At 56.9% G+C, this 25153-nt stretch carries 20 protein-coding genes and 1 tRNA gene; 20 read left to right on the top strand and 1 reads right to left on the bottom strand.

The features are described 5' to 3' along the window. The first annotated feature begins 141 nt into the window (after positions 1-141). From rplK to QP503_RS00010, 19 genes are all read left to right on the top strand, one after another. A complete protein-coding gene (gene rplK / locus QP503_RS00100) occupies positions 142-573 on the top strand; it encodes a 50S ribosomal protein L11 (RefSeq protein WP_006680229.1) in 432 nt (143 codons plus the stop codon). Positions 574-641: 68 nt separating this feature from the next. Beyond that, positions 642-1358, top strand: coding sequence for a 50S ribosomal protein L1 (gene rplA, locus QP503_RS00095; protein WP_006680228.1), 717 nt, complete (start codon positions 642-644; stop codon positions 1356-1358). Between the two features lie 347 nt (positions 1359-1705). After that, positions 1706-2227 (top strand): 50S ribosomal protein L10, encoded by a 522-nt coding sequence (gene rplJ / locus QP503_RS00090; RefSeq protein ID WP_006680227.1) that lies wholly within the window; start codon positions 1706-1708, stop codon positions 2225-2227. Between the two features lie 90 nt (positions 2228-2317). Further along, positions 2318-2698: a 50S ribosomal protein L7/L12 gene (gene rplL / locus QP503_RS00085; protein WP_006680226.1), complete on the top strand. Its 381-nt coding sequence runs from the start codon at positions 2318-2320 to the stop codon at positions 2696-2698. Positions 2699-2912: 214 nt separating this feature from the next. After that, positions 2913-2987, top strand: a tRNA-Asn gene (locus QP503_RS00080). A 611-nt stretch (positions 2988-3598) separates the two neighbouring features. Continuing rightward, entirely contained in the window at positions 3599-5119 is a 1521-nt protein-coding gene (locus QP503_RS00075; RefSeq protein WP_006680225.1) for a sugar ABC transporter ATP-binding protein, read from the top strand. Then, entirely contained in the window at positions 5116-6117 is a 1002-nt protein-coding gene (locus tag QP503_RS00070) for an ABC transporter permease (protein WP_006680224.1), read from the top strand. The genes QP503_RS00075 and QP503_RS00070 overlap by 4 nt, the downstream gene beginning before the upstream one ends. A 94-nt stretch (positions 6118-6211) precedes the next feature. Then, complete coding sequence (locus QP503_RS00065) at positions 6212-7258, top strand: ABC transporter substrate-binding protein (protein ID WP_006680223.1); 1047 nt, start codon at positions 6212-6214, stop codon at positions 7256-7258. Between the two features lie 121 nt (positions 7259-7379). Further along, complete coding sequence (locus tag QP503_RS00060; protein ID WP_006680222.1) at positions 7380-9140, top strand: L-fucose isomerase; 1761 nt, start codon at positions 7380-7382, stop codon at positions 9138-9140. A 203-nt stretch (positions 9141-9343) separates the two neighbouring features. After that, positions 9344-10753, top strand: coding sequence for a rhamnulokinase (locus tag QP503_RS00055; RefSeq protein ID WP_006680221.1), 1410 nt, complete (start codon positions 9344-9346; stop codon positions 10751-10753). After that, complete coding sequence (locus QP503_RS00050; protein WP_006680220.1) at positions 10728-11723, top strand: LacI family DNA-binding transcriptional regulator; 996 nt, start codon at positions 10728-10730, stop codon at positions 11721-11723. Before QP503_RS00055 ends, QP503_RS00050 begins: the two co-directional genes overlap by 26 nt. 15 nt (positions 11724-11738) lie before the next feature. Beyond that, positions 11739-12170: an RbsD/FucU family protein gene (locus QP503_RS00045; RefSeq protein ID WP_006680219.1), complete on the top strand. Its 432-nt coding sequence runs from the start codon at positions 11739-11741 to the stop codon at positions 12168-12170. A gap of 246 nt (positions 12171-12416) precedes the next feature. Next, on the top strand, positions 12417-13163 hold the full coding sequence (locus QP503_RS00040; RefSeq protein ID WP_006680218.1) for a DeoR/GlpR family DNA-binding transcription regulator: 747 nt from the start codon (positions 12417-12419) through the stop codon (positions 13161-13163). Positions 13164-13173: 10 nt separating this feature from the next. Beyond that, positions 13174-14526 (top strand): dihydrolipoamide acetyltransferase family protein, encoded by a 1353-nt coding sequence (locus QP503_RS00035; protein ID WP_006680217.1) that lies wholly within the window; start codon positions 13174-13176, stop codon positions 14524-14526. A 19-nt stretch (positions 14527-14545) separates the two neighbouring features. Further along, positions 14546-15913, top strand: coding sequence for a dihydrolipoyl dehydrogenase (lpdA, locus tag QP503_RS00030; RefSeq protein WP_103632462.1), 1368 nt, complete (start codon positions 14546-14548; stop codon positions 15911-15913). Between the two features lie 32 nt (positions 15914-15945). Then, complete coding sequence (locus QP503_RS00025) at positions 15946-18396, top strand: alpha-ketoacid dehydrogenase subunit alpha/beta (RefSeq protein ID WP_103632461.1); 2451 nt, start codon at positions 15946-15948, stop codon at positions 18394-18396. A 95-nt stretch (positions 18397-18491) separates the two neighbouring features. Next, a complete protein-coding gene (locus QP503_RS00020) occupies positions 18492-19793 on the top strand; it encodes a PHP domain-containing protein (protein WP_006680214.1) in 1302 nt (433 codons plus the stop codon). 21 nt (positions 19794-19814) lie between these two features. After that, on the top strand, positions 19815-20834 hold the full coding sequence (locus QP503_RS00015) for an SDR family NAD(P)-dependent oxidoreductase (protein ID WP_006680213.1): 1020 nt from the start codon (positions 19815-19817) through the stop codon (positions 20832-20834). Between the two features lie 34 nt (positions 20835-20868). Then, positions 20869-22473, top strand: coding sequence for an alcohol dehydrogenase catalytic domain-containing protein (locus QP503_RS00010; RefSeq protein WP_103632460.1), 1605 nt, complete (start codon positions 20869-20871; stop codon positions 22471-22473). A gap of 506 nt (positions 22474-22979) precedes the next feature. On the opposite strand, the gene QP503_RS00005 is transcribed toward QP503_RS00010, so the two are convergent. After that, positions 22980-24419 (bottom strand): alanine/glycine:cation symporter family protein, encoded by a 1440-nt coding sequence (locus tag QP503_RS00005; RefSeq protein ID WP_103632459.1) that lies wholly within the window; start codon positions 24417-24419, stop codon positions 22980-22982. Between the two features lie 309 nt (positions 24420-24728). On the opposite strand from QP503_RS00005, the gene QP503_RS08885 reads away from it, so the two are divergent. Continuing rightward, positions 24729-24788, top strand: coding sequence for a DUF8730 family Cys-rich protein (locus QP503_RS08885; RefSeq protein ID WP_502929447.1), 60 nt, complete (start codon positions 24729-24731; stop codon positions 24786-24788). The last annotated feature ends 365 nt before the right edge of the window (positions 24789-25153 follow it).

Genomic DNA, 25153 nt, shown 5'->3' with positions numbered 1-25153 from the left:
CCGAACTTGGGAACATGGGCGGGTGCGCGATAGCATTGCACTTCGTGTGTAGTGGGTTCAGTGCGCCTTCAGCGCCCTGCCTCTACATGCAACCAGAAGGAATTCCGTTCTTCTGGTAATTGAACAAGAAAGACCCGAAATATGGCACCGAAGAAGAAGGTCACCGGCCTGATCAAGCTTCAGATCGCAGCCGGCGCCGCAACCCCTGCACCTCCGGTTGGTCCTGCACTGGGCCAGCACGGTGTGAACATCGTTGAGTTCACGAAGGCCTACAACGCTGCAACTGAGTCGCAGCGTGGTTCGATCGTTCCGGTTGAAATCACCGTTTATGAAGACCGTACGTTCACCTTCGTTCTGAAGACTCCGCCGGCTTCCGAAATGATCAAGAAGGCCGCTGGCCTCCAGAAGGGCTCCGGCACCCCGAACACTGTGAAGGTTGGCTCCATCACTATGGACCAGGCTCGCGAAATTGGACAGGCAAAGATGGTCGACCTCAACGCGAACGACATCGAAGCTGCAGCCAAGATCATCGCCGGCACCGCCCGCTCCATGGGCATCGTCGTCGAAGGCTGACCCCAAACTATTTCCCGTGGTAGGGCATGCGCTGCCCGGAACCCACAACTGCAAGGAGAAGAAGCAGAATGACTAAGCGCTCCAAGAGCTACCGCGCCGCGGCTGAAAAGATTCACGCGGACATTCTCTACACCCCTCTCGAGGCCATGAAGCTGGCCAAGGAGACCACCGTCACCAAGTTCGATTCGACCGTCGAGGTCGTCTTCCGACTGGGTGTTGATCCTCGCAAGGCTGACCAGATGGTGCGTGGCACCGTCTCGCTGCCTCACGGCACCGGCAAGACCTCCCGGGTCTTGGTCTTCGCTGTTGGTGAGCGTGCGCAGGATGCAATCGACGCTGGTGCTGACGAGGTCGGTGGCGACGAGCTCATCGAAAAGGTTGCTAAGGGCTACACCGACTTTGATGTCGCCGTTGCAACCCCGGACCTCATGGGCAAGGTTGGTCGCCTCGGTCGCGTCCTCGGCCCGCGTGGTTTGATGCCGAACCCGAAGACCGGCACGGTCACCATGGACGTCGCGAAGGCGATCAAGGAGATCAAGGGTGGTCGTATTGAGTTCCGCGTCGACAAGCACTCGAACCTTGCGTTCATTGTTGGCAAGTCCTCCTTCACCGCAGAACAGCTCGCCGAGAACTACGGCGCTGTCCTGGACGAAATCCTTCGTCTGAAGCCGGCTTCCGCCAAGGGGCGCTACATCTCGAAGGCAACCGTCTCCACCACGATGGGCCCGGGCATCCCGCTCGATGCCACGAAGACGAAGAACGTCGCAACTGCTGACGCTTCCTGATGTTGAACTCCCTGTAGGGGAATGAAACATTGACGTATGAGTGGGCTTGATTGGCTTAAACACCAATCAAGCCCACTCACGTTTTATGTTCATGGGTTGTGTGAGTGAGTATTGAGGTCTGCGTGCCCTACTGCACATCGTCGCGACTGGATTTGCTTCACCCCATCCTGCTAGTCTGGTCACTGCCGAAGACCGTCGGTTTCTCAGGAAACTGAGATGAAATGCGAAAGCTGTCGACGTAGGTGAGTGACTAGTCAGCAATGACTACACCGGACATTTATGCCCGACACGAACCTACGTGTCGGGCTTTTTCATTACTCGGTGGTCACTTATCTGGAAGGAGGACCATGGCGAGGTCTGACAAGGTAGCAGCAGTTGCCGAACTCGTGGAACGTTTCCGCGCGTCTGACGCTGTCCTGCTCACTGAGTATCGCGGCCTGACCGTTGGCCAGCTCAAGCAGCTGCGTCGCGGACTGGGCGAAAACGCGAGCTACGCCGTGGTGAAGAACACGCTGGCAAGGCTGGCGGCACAGGAAGTCGGCCTCGGCTTCCTCGCTGAGGACCTGAAGGGTCCGACCGCTATTGCTTTCGTCACCGGTGAGCCTGTTGAGGCTGCCAAGACGCTGCGTGATTTTGCCAAGGAAAACCCCCAGCTCGTCCTGAAGTCGGGCGCAATGGATGGCGTAGCGCTGTCCGTTGAGGGTGTTAAGAAGCTTGCTGATCTGGAATCCCGCGAGGTTCTGCTGGCCAAGACTGCCGGCGCCCTCAAGGCGAAGATTTCGCAGGCGGCGTACGCATTCAACGCGCTCCCGTCCAAGACGGTGCGCACCATCGATGCTCTGCGTGCACAGCAGGGCGAAGCGGCCTGAAGCGACAGGCCCCGCGCGTTCGATTCGTAACCGCGTGGAACTCACCAACAATCTGCTCGCAAGGCAGGCCAATTAGGAAGGATGCCAATCATGGCAAAGCTCTCCAACGATGAGCTCATCGAAGCTTTCAAGGAAATGTCCCTCATCGAGCTCTCTGACTTCGTCAAGCTCTTCGAAGAGACCTTCGACGTCACCGCTGCTGCTCCGGCTGCTGTCGCCGTTGCTGCTGCTCCGGCTGCTGCTGAAGCTGCTGAAGAAAAGGACGAGTTCGAGGTTGTCCTCGAGTCCGCAGGTGATAAGAAGATCGCAGTTGTCAAGGCTGTCAAGAACCTCACCGGTCTCGGCCTGAAGGAAGCCAAGGATCTTGTTGACGGCGCACCGTCGACCATCTTCGAAGCTGCCAAGAAGGACGACGCTGAGAAGGCAAAGGCTGAAATCGAAGAAGCAGGCGGCAAGGTCACCCTTAAGTGATTTCGTCTTCTTACCTGACGTGTCTTTGTGCGCATAGAAGGTAAGAAACGCTTCAGCGATTCATTCGCTTGAAACTGTCCCCTGGGAGTGATTCCCGGGGGACAGTTTTTGCCTGATGAGGTCCTGTTTATGCTGTGTTTCAAAATGAGGCGCGCACCACGCAGAGTCAATTTGCAATCAGCGGTTGAACTTCGGCATAATTAACAGGTCGCAATCCCGCGTAGCTCAACGGCAGAGCATCCGACTGTTAATCGGACGGTTACTGGTTCGAATCCAGTCGCGGGAGCCACATAACTGGGGCTTCAGTGAGTTACTCACTGAAGCCCCAGTTTCTTGGGACTAATGCCCATTTTTGTGTCTTAATTTTGGTGTTTTGGCCAGGGTGCTTTGTGATGAGGGGTTTAGTTAGCTTTTTGGGCTTGTTTTCTAAGGGGTGTTGACTTTCGGGCATTATCCCCAGTTTCATGCCTCTATAGCTCGTGCCTTCGGGCACTGTGGGGGAGTCGCTATTTGATGTGCCCGGCCTCGTCGTTGACTAGCGGAGGGGCGAACGCAACTCGCTCCCTTGCGTTCGTGTGTAGTGAATCGTCCCCACTGGAATCTGCTGTTTGTTGACAGATTTTTGCAGGTTGGAGATGCAAATATGTCCAATTGAAATGGTCGTTAGGTCAGTGCGTGAAAGCTCTCGGGGTGCTTTTGTTGATATCTCGCGAGTCCTTTTCGTTAGCGGTAACGATTTAATAACGGAGCGTCATTTTCGATTTCAAAGGCGCTCTCAGTTGTCGTAGGCTTATCACACGCCAATGAGGGCGATTCCTGGGGCTTGTTTCGGTAGCGCTAACGAGTTTCAGATAACAAACTCCGGCCACACTGTAGTGATCGGTACCCAAGGGGTGAGAAGTGACAAAGTTACTTGAGTTAAAGGGGATCTCAAAGACATTCCCTGGCGTCAAGGCGTTGTCCAACGTGGACCTTGACCTTAACGCTGGCGAGATCTTGGGTCTCTGTGGTGAGAACGGCGCCGGTAAGTCGACGCTGATGAAGGTTCTCACTGGTATCCATAAGGCGGATCCGGGCGGTGAGATTTGGCTCCAGGGGCAGAAGGTTGATGTCAAGAACGCCAACCATGCTCGTGATCTGGGTTTGAGCATCATTCACCAAGAGCTCAACATTATTCCAGACCTCACGGTTGCGCAGAACCTGTACATCGGTCGTGCTGGCTCCCACAAAGGCTCGGTCATCAACGACCGCAAGCTCAACAAGGATGCTAAGGAGCTGTTCGAGCGCCTGAACATGGACCTGAACCCGGCGGACACCTGCCGTGACCTCACGGTTGCCCGTCTGCAGATGCTTGAAATTGCCCGTGCACTTTCCTACGAGTCAACGAAGATCCTGGTCATGGACGAGCCCACAGCTCCTCTGACCACGACTGAGACCGAATCCCTGTTCGAGCTCGTTCGCAACTTCATTACTCCGGAAACCGGCCTGATCTTCATCACGCACCGTATGCCTGAGCTCAAGGAGCTCACTGACCGCATCTCTGTTCTGCGCGATGGTGAGTACGTCGGCACCGTCGATACCAAGGCCACCGAACTCTCCGAGGTTATTCGCCTCATGGTTGGTCGCGAGGTTCCGGCTGATGCTCGCCCCACCACTAAGCCTCTGTCTGACGAAGCAGTTCTGAAGGTTGAGCACCTGTCCACGAAGAAGGCCGTCCACGATGTGTCCTTCGAGGTTAAGAAGGGCGAAATCTTCGGCTTCGCAGGTCTCGTTGGCGCAGGTCGTACCGAAGTTGCTCGCGCTCTCTCCGGTGCTGACCCCCATACTTCCGGCGATGTCTACATCAACGGTAAGAAGGTCTCGATCCGCAACGCAGCTGACGGCGTTAAGGTTGGCATCGGCTACCTCTCCGAAGATCGTAAGCAGTTCGGTCTTCTTCTCGACAAGACCATCGCAGACAACACTGCAATGGCTACGATGAGCGAATTCACCAGTGCCGGCGTCATCAACTCCAAGAAGATCGACGCAGTAGCTCAGGAATACGTCGCGAAGCTCCGCACTCGTACCCCTTCGATTCACACTGAAGTTCGTTCCCTCTCTGGTGGTAACCAGCAGAAAGTCGTTATCGCCAAGTGGCTTGTCCGCGACTCCGACGTGCTGATCTTCGACGAACCGACCCGAGGCATCGATGTTGGCGCGAAGGATGAAATCTACACACTTCTGGAGGCTCTTGCCAAGCAGGGCAAGGCGATCATCGTGATCTCCTCCGAACTGCCTGAGGTTCTGCGCCTGGCAAACCGCATCGCAGTTATGGCCCACGGCCGCATCATCGGCACACTCGACAACGAGGTCGCCACCCAGGAAAACATCATGGAACTGGCCACCGTTGGTCAGGAAGAAGCGAATGGAGTTCTCGCGTGAGCACCGCAGCTACTAAGGCGGAAAAGTCCACCAGCCCGGTGGCAGCCTTCTTCAAATCGAACATGCAGCTAGTCATGGTGATCATCGCACTGGTCATCATCTACGCATACTTCATGTTCGCAGCCCCGAACTTTGCGCAGCCGAAGATCTTTACCGATATTCTTCTGCAGGCCGCCTACACCGGCGTGATGGCTCTCGGCGCAACGTTCGTTATCGCAACATCCGGCATTGACCTCTCGGTCGGTACGGGCATGACCCTCGTCGCCGTTATGGCCGGTGTCTTCCTGTCGGCTGACTGGCTGAACCTGCCCCTGGGGGTCGGTCTTATCCTCGTTCTCCTGTTCGGTGCTTTCGTTGGTCTGATCAACGGCCTGAACATCTCGATTCTCGGTCTTCCGCCGTTCATTGCAACACTGGCAATGATGATGGTGGCCCGTGGTCTGGCACTGATCATCTCCGATAAGTCCACGATCTCGATCGCAAACCCTGGCTACATCGCACTATCCACCGGTTCGATCATCCCGGGCGTTTCGAACGCAGCAGTCATCTTCATCATCTTGACGATTCTTGCAGCGTTCCTGCTGAACAAGACCCTCCTTGGTCGTTACGCTCTGGCCATTGGCTCGAACGAGGAAGCAACCCGCCTCTCCGGTGTGAACGTCCGCCTCTGGAAGGTCATCATCTACATCACCGCTGGTGTCTTCATGGCAATCGGCGCAATCCTCTACTCGGCACGTTTCGGCTTCGTCCAGCCCGCTGAAGGCGTCGGCTTCGAACTCAACGTCATCGCAGCAACCGTTATCGGTGGCACGTCACTCTCCGGTGGCCGCGCATCGATCCCAGGTGCATTCGTTGGTGCACTCATCATGGAAACCCTGAAGAAGGGCCTGACGATGATGGGTGTTGCTTCTGAATGGCAGCTGGTCGTTACCGGTATCGTTGTTCTCCTCGCAGTCTTCATTGACAACATCCGCCGCGCTCGCGAGAACGCAGCCTGATAAAACCAATTGAATCCGTGAATCTTACATAGGCGTTTGATTCACACCCTCAAGAAGGCAAACGTCTTCTTGGCCCCCACGAAAGGAAAAACACATGCGCCCCATCGGCCGTATCGTTGCAGTCGCAGCAGCCGGAACCATGGCCTTCGGCCTGGCAGCTTGCTCCACCTCGAACACCTCCGAGTCGGGTTCCGACGCAGCGGCATCGGGCTCCGATTCCGCATCAAAGGAAGAGGTCACCGAGCAGTCTGACGAAGTTCCTGCTGGCGATGGCACCAAGACCATCTACCTCGTCTCCAAGGGCTTCCAGCACCGCTTCTGGCAGGCAGTGAAGGAAGGCGCCGAGGACGCCGGCAAGGAGTTCAACTACAAGATCCAGTTCGTCGGCCCGGACGACGAGACCAAGGTGACCCAGCAGCTCGACCAGCTCCAGGCAGCACTCGACACCTCCCCGGCAGCTATCGGCCTTGCAGCTCTCGACTCGGGCGCAGCAACCCCGCTACTCACCCAGATTGAGTCCGCAGGCATCCCGCTGGTCGCATTCGACTCCGGTGTTGACTCCGACCTCCCGCTGACCACGGTTTCGACCGATAACAAGGCAGCAGCAGCTGAGGCCGCAAAGCACATGATCGAACTGCTCGATGGCAAGACCGGCTCCGTCGGCGTGATCTGCCACGACGCAACCTCCACCACCGGCAAGCAGCGTTGCGATGGTTTCAAGGAATACTTCAAGGCCAACGCACCCGAGGGCCTGAAGCTCCTCGAAGAGCAGATTGCAGGCGAGGTCGGCAAGGCAGCTGACACCTCCAAGGCCATCATCCAGGCAAACGACGACATCGTCGGCATGTACGGCTCCAACGAAGCAGCAGCTTCCGGCGCCATCCAGGGTGCTAACGAGTCCGGCAAGACCCTGACCGTTGTCGGCTTTGACTCCGGCAAGACCCAGATCGCTGCAATCAAGGACGGCACGCAGGCCGGCGCCATCACCCAGGCACCGAAGCTCATGGGCTACAAGACCGTCACTGCAGCCATCCAGGCAATCAACGGCATCGCACTCCCGAAGACGATTGACTCCGGCTTCTACTGGTACGACGCATCCAACATCGACTCTGACAAGGTCGCTCCGAACCTCTACGAGTGATGTTGACTGAGTTGGGGTGGGCTCATTCACTCGGGCCCGCCCCAACTCACACGTAGGATCCGAGGGGTGTGAATCGCCCCCCACTCAACAATGAAGTTTTGATCAAGGAATGAGGGAACAAATGACTGATCACCCCCGCATCGGTATCCGCCCGGCAATCGATGGTCGCCGTCGCGGTGTCCGCGAAAGCCTCGAAGAGCAGACCATGGGCATGGCTGAGGCTGTTGCCAAGCTCTTCTCCGAAAACCTCCGTTACACCGACGGCACCCCCGTCGAGTGCGTCATTGCTGACACCACCATTGGTCGTGTCCACGAAGCAATGGCTTGCGCTGACAAGTTCCGCGTCAACAATGTCGGCTTGACCCTGACCGTTACCCCCTGCTGGTGCTACGGCACTGAAACCACGGACATGGATGCCACCATGCCGCACGCAATCTGGGGCTTCAACGGCACCGAGCGCCCCGGCGCTGTCTACTTGGCAGCAGCTCTTGCTGGGCACGCACAGATCGGTATCCCCGCATTCGGCATCTACGGCAAGGATGTCCAGGATGGCGATGACAATTCCATTCCGGAAGATGTTCGTGAGCGTCTTCTGAGCTACGCTACCGCTGGTCTTGCAGTTGCCCAGATGCGTGGCAAGGCATACCTGTCCATGGGCTCGGTTTCCATGGGTATTGCTGGTTCTGTCGTCAACCCTGACTTCTTCGGTGCCTACCTTGGAATGCGCAACGAATACATCGACATGTCCGAGTTCGCCCGCCGCATTGAAGAAGGCATCTACGATCCGGAAGAATACGAGAGGGCTTACACCTGGATCCGCGAGAACTTCAAGCAGGGCAAGGACTGGAACCCCGAAGATTGGCAGTTCCCAGAGAAGCATGAGGACTGGTGGAAGTTCGTCACTAAGATGACCTTGATCGGTCGCGACCTGATGAACGGCAACCCACGTCTTGCAGAGCTCGGTTTTGAAGAAGAAGCTGGTGGCCACGGTGCTATCGCCGCAGGTTTCCAAGGACAGCGCCAGTGGACCGACCACTTCCCGAATGGTGACGTTATGGAAACCATTCTGAACACGAACTTCGACTGGACCGGTCCGCGTCAGCCCAACGTTCTTGCAACCGAGAACGATTCGCTCAACGGTGCTTCGATGCTGTTTGGCTACCTGTTGACCAATACGCCCCAGATCTTCTCCGATGTTCGCACCTACTGGAGCCCCGAGTCCGTCGAGCGCGTCACCGGCTGGAAGCCGGAAGGGCGCGCGGCACAGGGCTTCCTTGACCTGCGCAACTCCGGTTCCACCACCCTTGACGGTGCTGGCAAGGCAACCCGTGACGGTAAGCCCGTCATCAAGCCGTTCTGGGAGGTCACCGAAGAAGACCAGAAGGCAACCCTTGAGGCAACCACCTTCCACCCAGCATCGACAGGTTACTTCCGCGGTGGTGGTTTCTCGACTCACTTCCGCACTGAAGGTGAAATGCCTGTCACCATGATTCGCATTAACCTGGTTGCCGGCAAGCCAGTCATGCAGATCTGCGAAGGCTGGACCGTCGAGCTTCCTGACGAAGTTGCTTACACCATCGAAGAGCGCACGAATATCGAATGGCCGACTACCTGGTTCGTTCCGAACCTCACCGGTGAAGGTGCCTTTAAGACGACCTACGATGTCATGAACAACTGGGGCGCAAACCACGGCGCGATTTCCTACGGTCACAACGGTGCCCTGTTCATCACGCTTGCCTCGATGCTCCGTATCCCGGTCAACATGCACAACGTTCCGGAAGAAAAGATCTTCCGCCCGAAGGCATGGTCGCTGTTCGGTACCGTTGATCTCGAAGGCGCGGACTACCGTGCATGCGAGACCTTCGGTCCGATGTACCGCTGATTGTTTAGTCGCAGTTAGCTGACGAAAGTCAAAGCGGTGGGTGAGCCCATTAGGGCTCACCCACCGCACCGACTCTCAATGTTGAGAGTCACCCAAGCGTTCAATGATGACGCGGACCATAAAGCTATAAAACACTCAAAGTCGCCACTTCGCATTGACGCGAAATGAGCATCCCGCCTGCCGTACCAGGAAGGACCCGTTTAATGACCACCGCACTTGCTGTTGACCTCGGTTCCGCTTCGGGTCGAGTTCTAGCTGGAACTATTGTTGATGGCCGTCTTGAGATCACTGACGTTCACCGTTTCAAGCATCAGGCAATCCGTGACGAAACGGGTTCGTTGACTTGGGACGTTGACACGATGTGGGAACAGACCGTTATCGGTTTGAAAAAGGCAGTGGAACAATTCCCGGACTCGGTGTCTGTTTCCGTGGATACGTGGGGTGTTGACTTCGTTCCCCTCGATGCAAATAACGAGCGAGTTGGCAAGGTTCGTGCCTACCGCGACGAGCGCACCGAGCGCACACACGAAGAATTCCGCTCGCGCGTTGATGATCGCACATTCTTTGAAATGTCGGGTATCGCCCCGGCAACGATCAACACAGCAAACCAGCTTCTGGCTTTTACGTTGGAAGATCCAGAACTTGCTGCCAAGACCGACTCGATTCTTTTCCTTCCTGACTACTTCGCCTGGAAGCTTTCCGGAGTGAAGGGCTGGTCGCGCACCATCGCCTCTACCTCGGGTCTATGTGAACCGGGCTCACCACGATTCAACGACGCCATGTTCGAACGCCTCGGCTTGGATCGCTCGTGGGTTGGTGAATTGAATGACGACCTCACCGCTGTTGGGCAGTGCACCGTCGAAGGCCTCGAGCAACTGACCGTCGTCCGCGGTGGTGCACACGACTCCGCATGCGCAGTTCACGGTCTGCCCATTGATGAAGGCGTCCGCGCGTACTTCCTCTCGTGTGGTTCTTGGTCAGTTCTTGGTGCTCTTGAGGATCACCCGCTGATCTCGGATGCTGCATACGAACGTGGTTTGACGAACGAATCTCGCACTGACGGGGGAGTTCGCCCGCTCTTCAACATCACGGGTATGTGGATTCTTCAGGAAATCCAGCGTCAGTGGGAGCGTGAAGGAACTCCGACTGATACGGATGAGCTTGTCGCGCAGGCCCGTGAATGTGCACCGTGCACCGTGTTCTTCAACCCGGATGACCCGCGCTTTGCTGAGCCTGGTGAGATGCAACAGAAGATTGATATTGCCCTCGATGACCAGTGTGCTCCGCATCCGACCTCGATGCCCGAGTACGTTCGCCTGATTATCGAATCCTTCGCTCGTCGCTATGCGCGTGCGATTGATGAGCTGACTCAGATTTCAGGAGAGCGACCCGATCAGCTGAACCTTGTGGGTGGAGGTGCCCGCAACCACCTGCTGTGCGATCTCACGGCAGAAGCGGCGCAGGTTCGTGTTGTTGCCGGCCCGATTGAAGCTTCAACTCTCGGTTCGCTTCTTGCTCAACTCGAACTTCTTGGACACCTTGATCCCGCGGATCGCCCCGCGATGATTGCGGCAACGGCAAAGACCCATGTCCACACGCCGTCCAACAGGTAAGAAGGTCTCGCTAGCAGACGTTGCGCGTTTAGCGGGCGTCTCATCGAATACCGTTTCACGCGTTGTTCGCGGTGATCCTGAGGTTGCGGATGCGACGCGTGCGCGTATTTCCTTGATCCTTACTGAAGTTGGGTATCGACCGAATTACGCGGCGCGCGCGCTTGCGTCGAATCGGACGGGCGTTCTGCACGTTTTGCTGGCTGCCCCGATGTTTCACGGGCATGCGAGGGTTTTGCTTTCGGTTTTGAATGCAGGTTCTGAAGCCGGCTATCACGTGTCGCTTTCAAACGCATATGTGCCAAATGGTGAACTGCATAACGACGTGGCGCCATTCGATGTTGATGGGGTTGTGATCCTTGCTGGACAGGACCCGAGCGTTGACCTTGCCATTCAGATTGGCAAGCGGGTTCCGACGGTTTTGGTGCTGACTAGCGAACACGATTTGGATGGAATTTCGACAGTGTCCATTAATAATGTTCGAGGCGCAGAGCTAGCGACTGATCATCTGCTGAATCAAGGGATTACCGACATCGTTCATGTTGCGGGCCCGTCGGGTTGGTCTGATGCTTCCATGCGCTTGCAGGGCTTTAAACTCTCGTGCGAAGAACACGGAGTCGAAGGCAAAGTGATCGAGTCATATTCGTGGAACTCGCAAGATGGATATGACGCTATGCGCTCGCTGGCAGAGCTTCCCCAGGGAATTCAAACAGCGAATGATCAGTTGGCGCTTGGTGCCATGCGATTGATTCACGAACGGGGAGCGAAGATTCCGACAGACGTTAAGGTCGTTGGATTCGATGATATTGATGGCGCTGATTGCTATGCCCCTCCGCTGACGACTGTTCGTCAGCCTTTTGACCGCCTTGGTCGTGCTGCTGTTCGTATCGTGTGTTCGATGATGCGCGGCGGTAAGAGCGAGGATGTGACGATTGACCCTGAGCTGATCATCCGGTCCAGCTCGATTGAATAGAAAGGACAGATCTTCATGATCTATGGAGCAATGACGCACCCGCAGTTCCTGCGTGCACTGGCCGCGGCTGGCCACGGTTCGAAGATTCTGCTTGCTGATGCGAACTACCCGCACACCACCGGTGTGTCTGAGCGTTGCGAGCTTATCTCGCTGAACTTCGCTCCTGGCATGCTGGACGTTCTTCAGATTCTGGAAGTTCTGAAGCAGGTCTGCCCGATCGAGAAGGCAGAGATCATGGTTCCGGCTCCCGATCAGCCGGCCGTTGAGATCCCGATCCATGATGAGTTCAAGGCCCAGTTGCCCGATACCGAGTTCGGTGAGCTGTCGCGTTTCGACTTCTACGATGCAGCGCGTAGCGAAGATGTGGGCATCATTGTGGCGACTGGCGAACAGCGCCTGTACGGCAATCTTTTGCTGACTGTGGGCGTTCGTCAGCCCGGAGAATGAGTCTTTCGTAGAACTTTCATACGAAACTGCACTGTTGTTCAAGCGCGTTGAGTGTTTGAGCGACAGTGCAGTTCGTTATTTGGCGATTTTTCAGTGAAAATTGCGTATATTTTCGTGAGTTTTTCAGTGAATTGTCGCTATTATTTCTTGTGAGGCAGGTCTTGTTGATTTTCGTTTTAGTTGCTAGACTGTAAAAACCGAAACGAAAGTGACAATCTAATCGATGCTCACGAAGAGGGGATGGGTGTGGGGCGCGCACAACGAACCAGTTACATCCTTGATCGCCTTGCCGTTGAAGGCGAGGTGAATGTTAACGTCCTGGCTGAAGAACTCGACGTTTCGCCTGTCACGATTAGAACCACTTTGAAGGACCTCGAAGATGAGGGTCATCTTGTTCGCACCCACGGTGGTGCTCGTCCGACTGCCTACCGCAATATTCGACTGCGTCAGTCTGACCGAATCGAGGACAAAGAGCGCATTGCCCGCGCGGCCGCCGAAATGGTGCGCGACGATGATCGCATCATGATCGAAGCTGGCACGACGTGCGCTCTTGTCGTCAAGCACCTGACCGGACGTCGTGGCGTTCAGGTCGTTACTAATTCTCTTCTTGTTTTCCAGAATGCTCGTCCGAACCCGCATATTCGGGTCACGCTGACCGGCGGTAGCTTCCATGCTGAAACCGAATCTTTGGTCGGCCCTGTTACAGAGCGTTCCATTAATGACTTCAACGCGCGCCTAGTATTTCTTGGCACTGACGGATTCAGTGTCGAACGAGGTCTGACAACCCAGCTCGCTGAAGGTGGGCATGTTGGCAGTCTCATGCGAGGGCGCACGGAGGAAACCTGGTTGCTTTCAGACTCTTCGAAGTTTGGGCGAGCAGGCTTCGTTAGCTTCATGGGAATTGAGGACGTCACCGGCATCATTACCGATGGCGACCTTCCTGAAGAATCCATCAAGGAATTGACCGAGCGTACGCAGCTACGCATCGTCTAGGAGGAAACACATGGCCACCATCGTGGTGATGCCCCAGCTGGGCAACTCTGTGGAGTCGTGCATTATCGTCGAATGGCAGGTTTCGGTTGGCGATACCGTCGCTGTTGACCAGACTCTCTGCTCGATTGAGACCGACAAATCCACAATGGAGGTGCCGAGCACTGACGCCGGTACCGTCCTGAAGATCCTGTGGGAAGAGGGCGACGAGGTTCCGGTTAAGGATCCGCTCATCATCGTCGGCGAGCCCGGCGAAGATATTTCCGCTCTTGTTCCCGCTGACGATTCGGCGGACGAGGCCGGCGCTGCTGAAGCAGCGGCGGAAAGCGCTCCGGCTCAAGAAGCAGCTCCCGCGCCGTCCTTTGCTACGACCGCTGCGACCGGTGCAGTCTCCCCGCGCGCTCGTGCTCTTGCCGGTTCTAAGGGTATTGACACCGCTGCGATTGCTGAGGGCTCCGGTCCTCACGGTCGCGTGATTGAACGTGATGTTCAGGCCGCTATTGCAGCAGGCCCCGCGTACACTTCAGCGGCGCAGGCGCAAGGAGGTGTGGCTACTGGCGAAGGCACCGGTATTGGTGGTCGCGTGACGACTGCTGATCTGGCAAACCCGACTGCTCCGGCTCCCGTCGTGGCGACTGCAGTTGCAATTCCTGCTGCAGAGTTCCCGGGTGCTTCCACCTCCGAGAAGCTCAAGGGTGTCCGCAAGGTTGTTGCTTCGCGCATGATGGCATCCCTGCAGGAGTCGGCACAGCTGACCCTCAACACGACGGCCAACGCAGCCGGCATTCTTGCGATGCGCAAGAAGGTCAAGAACTCGGACGAAGCTCTGGGCCTCAACAAGATCACCCTGAACGACCTCGTCTGCTTCGCAGTGTCCCGCACGCTCCCGAAGTACCCGGTTTTCAACGCTCACCTCGAGGATGGCACCCTGACCAAGTTCGAGCAGGTTCACCTCGGCTTCGCAGCCGATACTCCGCGCGGTCTTTTGGTTCCCGTGATCCGCTCCGCTCAGGCCCTGTCGCTCAAGCAGTTCTCTGCTCAGGCAAAGAGCCTCGCAGCTGACGCCATCGCCGGAACGATCAGCCCCGACCTTCTTGGTGGTGGCACTTTCACGGTGTCCAACATCGGTTCCTTCGGCATCGAAACCTTCACCCCGGTCATTAACCGCCCGCAGACCGCAATCCTCGGCGTTGGCACCATCACGCCGCGTCCGGTTGTCAAAGCTGACGGCGAGATCGGTGTTGAACAACGTATCAACCTGTCGCTTACGATCGACCACCAGGTCATTGATGGCGCCGACGGCGCACGCTTCCTGAAGGACCTCGTTGTCGCTATCGAAAACATCGACGTCACTGTTCTGGCTTGAGTAATTAGGAGTACACATAATGACTGAAACTCACTACGACGTAATTGTCCTCGGCGCAGGCCCTGGTGGCTACCTTGCTGCCGAGCGTCTGGGGCACGCCGGCAAAAAGGTTCTTCTCATTGAAGAGCAGTACCTTGGTGGCACCTGCCTTAACGTTGGGTGCATCCCGACCAAGACCCTCCTTGCTGGTGCAAAGAACTACCTGCACGCCAAGGAAGCTGGCCAGTTCGGTGTTGACGCAACCGGCGTGACCCTCGACTGGGGTCGCCTGCAGGACTGGAAGGAAAAGGTTGTTAAGGGCCTCGTTTCCGGTGTTGCAGCAACCGAAAAGCGAGCAGGCGTCACCGTTGTGTCCGCACGTGGTCACTTCGACGGTCCCGGCAAGGTCACCGCTGACGGTATCACCTACACTTCCGAGCACGTCATCATCGCAACCGGTTCGGTTCCCGCTGTTCCGCCGTTGCCGGGTGTCAAGGACAACCCGCACCTGGTCGATTCGACCGGTATCCTCTCTCTGCCTGAGGTCCCCAAGCGTCTCGCCGTTATCGGTGGTGGCGTTATCGGCGTCGAGTTTGCTTCACTGTACTCGACCCTCGGCTCGGAGGTCACGATTATCGAAATGACCCCGGAAATCCTGCCATTCATGGATGATGACATGGCTGCCAAGATGCGCGCAGCGATGAAGGGCATCACCTTCGAACTCGGTTGCCGCGTTGAGTCTCTCGACGGCGCAACGGTCCACTACTCGAAGGGTGACGAAAAGAAGGTCCTCGAAGCTGACGTCGTGCTCATGGCTGTTGGTCGTCGCTCGGCAACCGCTGGCTGGGGCGCCGAAGAAGCGGGTCTCGAAATCAACCGAGGCATCGTTGTCGATGACTGCATGCGTACCAATCTGCCGAACGTGTGGGCAATTGGTGACGTCACCGGCCGTTCACTGCTAGCACACGCCGCATACCGCATGGCAGAAATTGCTTCCGCGAACATCATCAACCCCGATGCATGCAAGGTTGGCGAGGTTATGCGCTGGAACACTGTTCCGTGGGCAGTCTTCTCCATTCCCGAGGCTGCAGGCGTTGGCCTCACCGAATCTGCTGCAAAGCGCGAAGGCCGCGACGTCCTAGTTGCAAAGGTCCCCGCTCAGATGTCTGGTCGCTTCATTGCGGAGAACGGCTTCAAGGCTCCTGGTGAAGCCAAGATCCTCGTTGATCCGAAGACCCAGCAGGTCCTCGGCATCCATGTGCTCGGCGCATACGCAGCAGAAATGATCTGGGGCGCACAGGCCGTCCTCGAAATGGAACTGACCGTCGAAGACCTCCGTCAGGTTGTCTTCCCCCACCCGACTGTCTCCGAAGTTATTCGCGAGGCTGCCTGGGCCGTCAAGCTCTGAACCTCCACAGACGAAGAAAGAAGTAAGACACAATGACGAAGTCTCTGATCATCGACCCGTCGCAGGTCCGCGCGACAGGTCATATCCAGTTCCCGGACATCCCGGTGAACCAGTACACGTTTGATCTCGATACCGAACTTGGTCGCTATGGCAAGGACGGCATGGTGAACATGCTCCACGACATGATCGTGGTCCGTACCTTCGAATCCATGCTTGACTCCATCAAAAAGACCGGCGAGTGGCAGGGCATTGCCTACAACCACAGGGGTCCGGCTCACCTTGGTATCGGTCAGGAATCGGCATACGTTGGCCAGGCATCAGTCCTGACCCCGGATGACCAGGTTTTTGGTTCGCACCGTTCGCACGGTGAAATTCTTGCCAAGTGCTACTCGGCAATGCGCCAGATCGAAAACGGTGAGCTTGAAAACATCATGAAGACCTTCCTCGACGGCGAGACCCTCTCGTTCGCAGAGAAGATCGACTACAAGGACACAAAGGACCTCACCGAGAACTTCATCCTCTTCGGTGCCCTCGCGGAAATCTTCGCCCGCAAGTCCGGCTTCAACCGTGGCCTCGGCGGCTCGATGCACACCTTCTTCCTGCCGTTTGGCTCCTATCCGAACAACGCAATCGTTGGTGGCTCTGCTCCAGTCGCAAACGGTGCAGCACTCTTTAAGCGCATCAACCGCAAGCCCGGCATCGTTGTCTCCAACGTCGGCGACGCAGCCCTTGCATGTGGTCCGGTCTGGGAAGCAATGAACTTCGCTTCCATGGATCAGTTCCGCACGCTGTGGCGTGAAGAGGACGGTGGCAACCCGCCGATTCTGTTCAACTTCTTCAACAACTTCTACGGCATGGGCGGTCAGACCTTCGGTGAGACCATGGGGTACGACATCCTCGCCCGTGTCGGTGCAGCCCTCAACCCCGAGGCTATGCACGCAGAGCGCGTCGACGGTATTAACCCGCTGGCTGTTGCCGACGCCGTCTCCCGCAAGAAGAAGATCCTCGAAGAGGGACGTGGCCCGGTCCTCATGGATACCATCACGTACCGCTTCTCTGGTCACTCCCCGTCGGATGCCTCCTCGTACCGCACCAAGGACGAGGTCGAGCTCTGGGAGAAGGTCGACTGCATCAAGACCTACTCGGATTTGTTGATCTCCAACGGTCTGACCACGCAGTCCGATATTGAGGACTACACCGCTACCCTCACCGAAAAGCTCGTTAAGGTCCTCAAGCTTGCCATCGACGAAGACACCTGCCCGCGCGTTGCCGACGGCTACATCGACACGGTTATGTTCTCGAACACGCCGACCGAGAAGATGGAAGAAGGCGAAGCGGAGATTGATCTCGAAAACAACCCGCGCGTCGCCGCGATCTCGCGCAAGATCCGCACCGCTAAGGACGAGAACGGCAAGCCCGTTTCCAAGATGAAGATGTACCAGTTCCGTGATGGTCTCTTCGAAGCTATGCTCCATCGTTTCAAGGAAGATCCGACGATGGCCGCATGGGGCGAAGAAAACCGTGACTGGGGTGGCGCATTCGCTGTCTACCGTGGCCTGACCGAAGCGCTTCCGTACCGTCGTCTGTTCAACTCGCCGATCGCTGAAGCGTCAATCGTCGGCGCAGGCGTTGGCTACGCAATGGCCGGTGGCCGTGCAGTTGTCGAACTCATGTACTGCGACTTCCTCGGCCGAAGCGGCGACGAGGTCTTCAACCAGATGGCAAAGTGGCAGTCCATGTCCGCTGGCCTGCTGAAGATGCCTCTCGTCCTCCGTGTCTCCGTTGGTAACAAGTACGGTGCACAGCACTCGCAGGATTGGTCGGCATTGACCGCCCACATCCCGGGCCTCAAGGTCTACTTCCCGACCACGCCGACCGATGCAAAGGGCATGCTCAACCTTGCTCTTCGTGGCACCGACCCGGTTGTCTTCTTCGAATCCCAGCTCCTGTACGACAAGGGCGAAGAATTCGAGCCCGGTGGTGTTCCGGAAGGCTACTACGAGACCCCCGAAGGTGAACCGGCAATCCGTCGCGAAGGCACCGACATCACGATCGCCGGCTACGGCGCAACGATCTACCGTGCACTTGAGGCTGCTGATGTCCTTCAGGAGAAGTACGGCATGAGCGCCGAGGTCATCGACCTCCGCTTCGTCGCACCGCTCAACTACGACAAGCTCATCGAATCCGTGAAGAAGACAGGTCGCCTGCTTCTCACCTCCGATGCTGTCGAGCGTGGCAACTTCCTCAACACCGTTGCAGCGAACGTCCAGACTCTCGCATTTGACGCTCTCGACGCGCCGATCGCGGTTGTCGGCTCGCGCAACGGCATCACCCCCGGCCCCGAGTTGGAGTCCTACTTCTTCCCGCAGGTCGAGTGGATCATCGACACAATCCACGAGCGCATTGTTCCGCTCCCGGGCCATGTGCCCTCGTCGAACCAGACTGAAGGCGAGATTGCTCGTCGCAACCGTCTCGGTCTCTGATGATTGACCCGGTGGGGCGGGCTTCGGCTCGCCCCACCGGTGCCATCAGGCATTTAACGCTTTAATTTTTTTCTACATTTCGATACGAGGATCCGATGGACGCCACCAACGACGTTAGCCTGAGCCAGGAGGACCGCCTCGCCGCTCTTGCCGCAGTTCTGAATGATGAAGAGTTCCCCGCGTGGGTTCCTGAATCGAACAACCACATTCATACGTGCTACTCCTTCAGCCCCTACACGCCGACCGCTGCAGCATTGAATGCTCGTCGCGCAGGCCTGCGTGTTGTTGGCTCCGTCGATCATGACTCGATCGCAGCTGCGCCCGAAATGACCGGCGCATGTCGTCTGCTGGGAATGGGCTCAGTCACCGGCTTTGAAATCCGCGCTTTCTTTGATCCCGACGGTCCGTTTGCTACTCGTAAGCTGAACAATCCGGACTCCGAAGGCATCGCCTACATGACGGTTCAGGGTGTTCCGGCTCCTGCTCGCGAAAAGGTTACCGAGTGGTTGGCGCCCAAGCGCGCTGCCCGTCTCGAGCGCACCCTGAAGATGGCTGAGGCCGCGAACAAGATCCTCGTTGGTCTTGGCCTGGAGCCTTTCGATCCTCAAACTGACATGGTCGGCATCTCTCAGTATGCCAACGGTGGCGGTATCACAGAGCGCCACCTGCTTGCCGCGATGGCATCGGCTCTCATTAAGGGATTCGGTCGCGGTCAGAGCCTCGTCGATGGCCTGAAGAGCATGGGTGTCAACATTCCGCCAGCCCTCGAAGGCGCACTCGGTGACGCTGAGAATCCGCACCTCGTCTACGATCTTCTGGGTGTACTGAAGTCGGAATACTTGGGTCGCATCTACATTCAGCCCACTGACGAGTTGCCGACTGCGAAGGAAGTTGTTCAGTTCGCAGATTCCATCGGTGCCATTGCCACCTACGCCTACCTCGGTGATGTTTCCGCTTCGCCGACCGGCGACAAGAAGGCTGAAAAGTTCGAAGATGAATTCCTTGACGAGCTCTTCGAAGCTCTCGAAGAAAAGGGCCTGCGCGCTGTTACCTATATGCCTCCGCGTAACACTCCGGAACAGCTCAAGCGAATCCATGAACTCGCAGTCAAGCACGGCATGCTCGAGATCTCCGGCGTCGACATTAACCAGCCACGCCAGCTCTTCAACTGCCCCGAACTGCGTCGCCCCGAGTTCGAAGATCTCAACGAGGCCACGTGGGCACTTGTCGCGCACGAGGCCCTGACCAGCTTCGATCCGAAGTACAACATCCTGGGTAGCGAGCGACTCACTCCTGAGCACCTTGCCGTCCGTATTGCTTCCTACGCTCCGCTTGGACGCGCTATTGCTGATGGCGCAGATCCGGCTGAAGTCGCAGCAAATATTCCTACCGTCTGAGAACTATCCGAAGGATTAAACATGACTCATGCACCGTTGCTTCGAGGCCTGTTCCTGAGCGCGCTTGCTCGACCGGTCATCGTTCGCCCAACCGATAAGGCTGCGACCCTGACCCTCGATGCCAACCTTGAAACGGTTGACGCTTCGACTCTTTCCGAAACCGAACTTCCCGTCGTCGTCACCGTCGGCGAAGAAACCTACGAGATCACCGCGACCCCGCGCAACGACCGTGAAATCTCCGGTCGTGTCGCGCTGGTTACCGGTGGCGCACAGGGCTTCGGTGCCGAGATCGCCAAAGGCCTCGTCGGCCAGGGTTGCTTCGTCTACATCGCTGACCTGAACGGCGAAGGCGCTGCTGCCAAGTGCAAGGAACTCGGCGAAGACACCACGTACCCGATTACCGTCAACGTTGCGGATGAAGAATCCGTGACCGCGATGACCGAGGAAATCGAAAAGGTCACCGGTGGTATCGACCTGATCGTCTCTAACGCAGGCATCGTTCGTGCGGGATCTGTCCTTGAACAAGACGCATCTGCTTTCCGCCTGTCGACCGACATCAACTACGTCGCATTCTTCCTGGTTACCAAGCACCTTGGTGGTCTGCTTGCTCGTCAGCATGCAACATCTGGTGCATGGCTGACCGACATTATCCAGATCAACTCCAAGTCCGGTCTGGTGGGCTCGAACAAGAACGCCGCATACGCAGGCTCCAAGTTCGGTGGCATCGGCCTGGTCCAGTCCTTCGCCCTCGAGATGGTCGAGCATGGTGTCAAGGTCAACGCAATCTGCCCCGGTAATTTCTACGACGGCCCGCTCTGGTCTGACCCCGACCGTGGCCTGTTCGTTCAGTACCTGAACTCGGGCAAGGTCCCCGGCGCGAAGACTGTCGCGGACGTCAAGGAGTTCTACGAAGCAAAGGTTCCGATGCGTCGTGGTGCCCAAGGCATCGACGTTCTGCGCGCGATCTTCTACATCGTCGAGCAGGCATACGAAACCGGCCAGGCCGTCCCGGTTACGGGTGGCCAAGTCATGATGAACTGAGCGCAAGCTTGATCCGGAAAATAAGGAGAATCCAATGACTGAGTACCCCGAATCGCAGTATGCGATCCAGATCGTCGGCGCCGAAGAATTCGTCGTCAACAAGGAGAAGGGCATCGACAAGGTCGGCCCTCACCAGATGATGCTCAAGGTTGAGGCATGTGGCATCTGCTTCTCTGACACGAAGCTGTTGCACCAGTTCGACAAGCACCCGCGTAAGTCCGAAGTCATCGCGGGAATCACCCCCGAAGCACTTGCCGAGATCCCGAACTACCGTCCCGGCTCCCAGCCGACGGTTCCGGGTCACGAGCCCGTTGTCCGCGTCGTCGAGGTAGGCGAGAAGGTCACCCACTTCAAGGTTGGCGATCGTCTGCTGGTCCAGGCTGACTGGAAGCATCTGCGCACTGCGAAGTCCAATGGCGCATTCGGTTACAACTTCGACGGTGCCCTTCAGGAATACACGGTCGTCGATGAGCGTTGTGTCGTCTCCCCCGAAGGTGAAGAGTTCCTGATCCACGTGACCGAGGGTCCATCGGCAGCGGCCGTTGGCCTGATCGAGCCGTGGGCAACCGTTGAAGGCTCCTACGCGTGGGCAGAGCGCAACCACGTTGCAGACGGTGGTCGCCTGCTGGTTGTCGGCGAAGGCTCTGTCGAAGAGCTGACCGCTGATCACAAGCCTGCGCAGATCGTTACCGTTGACGTTGCCGGTATTGATGGTCTTGAAGGACAGACCTTCGATGACATCGTCTTCTTCGGAGCGGACGCGGACGGCATTGAAAAGGCGTCTCTGCTGCTCGGTACCCGTGCGGTCATGTGTGTTGTCCTCGGCGGAGAAACCATCTCCCGCAAGGTCAGCCTTGACATCGGTCGTGTTCACTACGACTTTATCCGCTTCTGTGGCACCGTCGGCACGGACCCGCGCGAAGGCTATGCATGGATCCCCGCTAACGGCGACCTGCGTCCGAACGATAAATGCGCGTTCATCGGTGCCGCCGGCCCGATGGGTGTGATGCACACGATGCGTGCGGTCACCTCCGGTGTTGAGGGCATCTCCGTTGTCGGCACCGACCTTTCTGACGATCGCCTGGCAGGTCTGAAGAAGACCGTTGGCCCGACCGCCGAAAAGAACGGTGTTCCGCTGGAGATCATCAACACCTCCACCACTCCGCTTGAGTACGGCTACACCTACATCACCTGCCTGGTGCCGGTGCCGGCGCTGGTTTCTCAGGCTGTCGATATGTGTGCAGATGGTGCGATCCTCAATGCGTTCGCTGGTATTCCGGCGGGCACCTTTGGTGACTTTGATCTGCAGGGCATCATCGAGCGCAAGATTTTCATGCTGGGCACGTCAGGCTCTGATGTTTCCGATATGCGTACCGTTCTGCGCAAGATCGAAGCCGGCATCATTGATACGTCGATCTCCCTGTACGCAGTGACCGGTATGGCAGGCTTCGGCGACGCCATCAACGCGGTGATCAACCGTACGTCGGGGGGTAAGATCATGGTCTTCCCGACCCTGCATGACCTTGGTTTGACGCCGCTGACGGAACTTGGTGACAAGTACCCTGAGGTTGCTGCCAAGCTGGTGGATGGTCTGTGGACGAAGGAAGCTGAAGAAGTTCTTCTCGAAGTAGCCAAATGACGTTTCTGGGTGGTTTTTGAAGGGGAAAGCTACCTAGCAACTCAGCGGTAAGCCTCATCGTGGCGCAAGCCTTTGTTCCTTTCGTGCTCGTGCCAGTTGGTGAATAATTGCCGAGGCCTGGGCCGGATCTGCATTGCAGGTCCGGCCCAGGTGTGTTTGTCCCTGATTGAGGTTGGTTAAGAGCCTTGGGCTGTGACTGGGTTATGCGCGTCTGTGGGCCTTGTGCGTGTGCGCTGGTGTACGAGGTCCGGTGTGGCAGGTTTTGTCGTCTGAGATGTTGTTTTACCAGCTGGGAGCCTGATTTCGTTGCCTCGTATGCCTGAGCTGGAAAAACTGACTGGTGGGATGATTCGCGAAACGGAAAGCGTGTACCCGCCTGATGAATGCCGATACGGGGCTGCCTTCTCGAAATTAATCCTGAAAAAGGTAAAAGTGTGGCCCTCGCTCATTTCTGAACGAGGGCCACACGTCACGGATGTGAGGTCAGAACTAGTTGAGCGTGATTATCACTTCCAGTAGTCGAGTTCTTCGGTGATACCGATGGAAGTCGCCTTGAATTCGGGGTTCTTTCCAGCCTTGCGCTGCGCCTGGTAGTCGTTCGCAGCCTTAATGGCCTTGTTGCCCAAGATGATGATGACCGGCAGGTTGATCAGAGCCATTAGACCCATCAATAGGTCACCAAGGTTCCATGCAACTGAGAAGTCCAGAAGAGCACCCGAGAACACAAGAATCACTGCGATGCCACGGAAAATCTGCAGACCCCAGATCGGAACGCGTCCACCAGCGAGGAAGCGCAGGTTGACCTCGGCGTAGTAGAAGTTACCGATGATCGTCGTGAATGCGAAGAGCAGCAACGCGGTGGTCGTGAACGGCAGAGCGACGCCACCGAGAACGGTCTGCATCGAAGCTGTAACCAGCGGAGCGCCTTTCAGATCGTCACCACCCTGGACGCCAGAGGAGAGGATCAGGAACGCGGTCAGAGTACAAATGATCATCGTGTCGATGAAGACGGAAAGCATCTGGACCAAGCCCTGCTTCACGGGGTGTGAAACAGATGCGGACGCAGCCGCGTTCGGAGCAGAGCCGACACCGGCTTCGTTCGAGTAAAGACCGCGCTTAATACCGAGCATCATTGCCGAGCCGGCGAAACCGCCGAAGATTGCCTCAAAATCGAAGGCGCCTTGGAAGATCGCGGCGAGCATTGTGGGGATGTTCTGGTAGTTGAAGATGATGACGATCGCAGCAACGGTCAGGTAAATGAGGGCCATGATCGGAACCAAGACGCCGGTAACCGAAGTCAGGCGCCGTGTGCCCCCAAAGATTGATAGTGCCATCGCGATGGCAAGGATTGCGCCGATGATGTACGGGGTCGAGCCTTCGTGGTACCAGGAGTACGAGGTGAATGCGTCAGCGACGTTGAACGAGGCCAGCAGGTTGAAGCCACCCATGTAGGTGAGGATCAATGCGATTGCGAAGATCACTGCAAGCCAACGCTGCTTGAGCGCGATCTGGATGTAGTACGCGGGGCCGCCGATGGAATGGTCGTCAGCTGAGTGGCCACGCTTCTTGTAGATCTGGGCAAGTGTGGATTCGATGAATGCTGACGCGGCGCCGAGTGTTGCGATGACCCACATCCAGAAGACGGAGCCTGCGCCACCAAGAGCGACTGCGGTACCGACTCCGGCGATGTTGCCGACGCCCACGCGCGATGCGGTGGAGACCATCAGTGCGCGGAAGGATGAAAGCTCGCCTTTCTTCTCTGGGGGCTCGGTGACCACGCGGATTGATTCGCGGAACATACGCACAGGCAAGCCTTTGGTGCGAATGAAGAAGTAGAGGCCGCCACCGATAAGCAGTGCGATCAGGATGTATGAGTACAGCCAGGTGTTGAGAACGTCGAGGACTGTGTTAATCGAGTCGACAATCGATGAAGAAGCAGGAAGCATGCTCGTTACCTTGTCGGAAGATGGGACGCTACATGGCGTAGCGATTGACAAGGTGATTGTACGGGAAAGGCAAAGGACTAGTCACGTTTGGGCTAATGTTTGGAAAATCTAGGAAAGGGAAAGGAAAAGCTTCTCCAATTCAGCAATGCTTGTCTCCTGGTTTTCGTCGTTGGATACGCATTCGCGCAGGGTGAATGCTGATGCCCTGAAGCGTGGGCTCATTGCCATCAGGAACTATTGGACTACTGAGACATGACGGTGAAGCAATCGTCGATTGCTTCGAAGACCCTAAAGGAAGAGGAATGAACAATGTGTCGACCGGTGAAGTGTGACATCTGCGGAAAGACGACGTGGGCTGGCTGTGGGTAGCATATTGACGCTGTCAAGGCATCGGTTCCTGCAAGCGACTGGTGCCCTGGTCACTGTGAGGAGAGTGGCAATCGTCAGAAGAAGAAATTTGTGTTTAGCTCGTCAAAGTGGCTGAATTTGAGGAGAAAATGAGCCTTCGCGCCGAGTGTGGTGACGCTCACGTCAAAATGATTTGACGAGTTGCCACGAAGGTGTGTAAATTATTTTCCTGTCGCCGAGAGCGAGAAAAGCTCGAATCGACTGCCTCCCTCACTGAGGTAACCAACGAAAGTTGAGTGCTTTTGGTGAGTGTGTGGGTGTTGTTTGTGAACTCGATAGTGTGTTTGTTTTTATGCCTGTTTTTTGTTTTTGAGTTTGTTTTTATT

Source organism: Pauljensenia sp. UMB0895 (genome assembly GCF_030218905.1).
GTDB lineage: Bacteria > Actinomycetota > Actinomycetes > Actinomycetales > Actinomycetaceae > Pauljensenia > Pauljensenia turicensis_A.
The sequence above is the reverse complement of the archived record's forward strand: the minus strand, read 5'-3'. Positions and strand labels throughout refer to the sequence as shown.

Bases quoted from the DNA above. Each gene is read 5' to 3' on its own strand.
- QP503_RS00010 (WP_103632460.1), top strand. From the start codon at position 20,869: ATGACTGAGTACCCCGAATCGCAGTATGCGATCCAGATCGTCGGCGCC.
- QP503_RS00015 (WP_006680213.1), top strand. From the start codon at position 19,815: ATGACTCATGCACCGTTGCTTCGAGGCCTGTTCCTGAGCGCGCTTGCT.
- QP503_RS00005 (WP_103632459.1), bottom strand. From the start codon at position 24,419: ATGCTTCCTGCTTCTTCATCGATTGTCGACTCGATTAACACAGTCCTC.
- QP503_RS00050 (WP_006680220.1), top strand. From the start codon at position 10,728: ATGTCCACACGCCGTCCAACAGGTAAGAAGGTCTCGCTAGCAGACGTT.
- QP503_RS00060 (WP_006680222.1), top strand. From the start codon at position 7,380: ATGACTGATCACCCCCGCATCGGTATCCGCCCGGCAATCGATGGTCGC.
- rplA (WP_006680228.1), top strand. From the start codon at position 642: ATGACTAAGCGCTCCAAGAGCTACCGCGCCGCGGCTGAAAAGATTCAC.
- QP503_RS00065 (WP_006680223.1), top strand. From the start codon at position 6,212: ATGCGCCCCATCGGCCGTATCGTTGCAGTCGCAGCAGCCGGAACCATG.
- QP503_RS00025 (WP_103632461.1), top strand. From the start codon at position 15,946: ATGACGAAGTCTCTGATCATCGACCCGTCGCAGGTCCGCGCGACAGGT.
- QP503_RS00055 (WP_006680221.1), top strand. From the start codon at position 9,344: ATGACCACCGCACTTGCTGTTGACCTCGGTTCCGCTTCGGGTCGAGTT.
- QP503_RS00045 (WP_006680219.1), top strand. From the start codon at position 11,739: ATGATCTATGGAGCAATGACGCACCCGCAGTTCCTGCGTGCACTGGCC.
- lpdA (WP_103632462.1), top strand. From the start codon at position 14,546: ATGACTGAAACTCACTACGACGTAATTGTCCTCGGCGCAGGCCCTGGT.
- QP503_RS00020 (WP_006680214.1), top strand. From the start codon at position 18,492: ATGGACGCCACCAACGACGTTAGCCTGAGCCAGGAGGACCGCCTCGCC.
- rplK (WP_006680229.1), top strand. From the start codon at position 142: ATGGCACCGAAGAAGAAGGTCACCGGCCTGATCAAGCTTCAGATCGCA.
- rplJ (WP_006680227.1), top strand. From the start codon at position 1,706: ATGGCGAGGTCTGACAAGGTAGCAGCAGTTGCCGAACTCGTGGAACGT.
- rplL (WP_006680226.1), top strand. From the start codon at position 2,318: ATGGCAAAGCTCTCCAACGATGAGCTCATCGAAGCTTTCAAGGAAATG.
- QP503_RS00035 (WP_006680217.1), top strand. From the start codon at position 13,174: ATGGCCACCATCGTGGTGATGCCCCAGCTGGGCAACTCTGTGGAGTCG.